The sequence below is a fragment of the Yinghuangia sp. YIM S10712 genome (genome assembly GCF_051388935.1).
Lineage (GTDB): Bacteria > Actinomycetota > Actinomycetes > Streptomycetales > Streptomycetaceae > Yinghuangia.
The window spans coordinates 1-505 of the sequence record NZ_JBPKBI010000085.1; the positions used below are offsets into that span (position 1 = coordinate 1).

Annotated in this window: 1 protein-coding gene; it reads left to right on the forward strand. The window is 70.9% G+C overall.

Annotation, left to right across the window (positions count from 1 at the left end):
• A partial coding sequence (locus ACRX5W_RS33310; RefSeq protein WP_436792135.1) for a transposase occupies positions 1-505 on the forward strand: 505 nt, incomplete at both ends.

Sequence of the window (505 nt, forward strand, 5' to 3'; positions counted from 1 at the left end):
ACGCGAGCCGCAACTGGCGGTCGCGGCCCCGGTCGCCGCCGCCTACGCGGCGGCCGTGACCGCGCACGCGCGGCTGCTGATCGCCCTGAACGAGCAGATCAACGCTCTGGAAGGGCAGGTGAAGGCACATTTTCTCACGCACCCGGACGCTGAGATCTACCTGTCGACGCCCGGCGTCGGAGCGGTCGTCGGCGCCCGGGTACTGGCCGAGTTCGGGGACGACCCCACCCGCTACACGTCCGCCAAGGCCCGCAAGAACTACGCCGGCACCAGCCCGATCACCCGCGCTTCCGGCAAGGTCCGCACCGTCCAGGCCCGCTGCGTCCGCAACAACCGCCTCGCCGACGCCCTCCAACGCCAAGCCTTCTGCGCACTCCGGAACTCCCCCGGAGCCCGCCGCTACTACGACCGCCAGCGCGCCCGCAACCTCGACTACAACCCCGCCCTGCGACAACTGGGCAACCGACTCGTCGGCATCCTCCACGGCTGCCTGAAGACCCGAACC